The sequence below is a fragment of the Micromonospora sp. AMSO1212t genome (assembly GCF_008868145.1).
Classification (GTDB): Bacteria; Actinomycetota; Actinomycetes; order Mycobacteriales; family Micromonosporaceae; genus Micromonospora; species Micromonospora tulbaghiae.
Genome location: NZ_WBKS01000270.1, coordinates 1 through 655, shown reverse-complemented (window position 1 = coordinate 655; position 655 = coordinate 1). Strand labels below are relative to the sequence as shown.

At 77.4% G+C, this 655-nt stretch carries 1 pseudogene; it reads right to left on the bottom strand.

Annotation, left to right across the window (positions count from 1 at the left end):
• A pseudogene (locus F8279_RS29765) lies at nt 1–655 on the bottom strand (permease); the annotation flags it as partial.

Genomic DNA, 655 nt, shown 5'->3' with positions numbered 1-655 from the left:
CGGACGGCGGGGGCGCGGTGGCGGGCAGGTCACGCCGGACGGGCCGCTCGCGTACCACCGCCGAGCGGGCGAGTGCCAGGTCGAGCACCGCCACCACGGTCAGCACCAGCGCCCAGCCGACCGGCCCGGTGATCCGCTCGTACGCCAGCAGGGGCAGCACCGGCTGGGCGGCCAGCACGGTGGCGAAGCGTGGCGCGCGCAGACCGGTCCCGTACGCGTACCCGAGAGCGACGAGCGTGGTGACCAGGAAGATCGTCCCGGCGAAGGCGGCGCCCGACGAGCCGCCGCCGATCCGGTCCACGGCCCAGAGCGCGTACCCGGCCAGCGGCACCAGCAGCAACCCGACAGCGGCGATGGTCTCGGCGGTGGAGGTGAGCCCGCGCCGGGCCAGCACCGGCGGGGCGAGCAGCATCAGCGCCGTCGCCACCAGCAGCACGCCGAGGCGGGCCAGCGCGTCCATCGAACTGGTGGCGACCGCGGCGAAGACCACAGCGGCGACGCCGAGCAGGAGCGCGCCCAGCCCGAGCGGGATGTTCTGCACCTCGCGCGAGGACGCCTCGGGCGGGTGCTCCGGGTCGTCCGCGTCGAGCCAGCGCGGGCGACCGCGCGGCGGCGACGGGGGCAGGTCCTCCGGAGGGCCGGGCGGCGGAGTGCC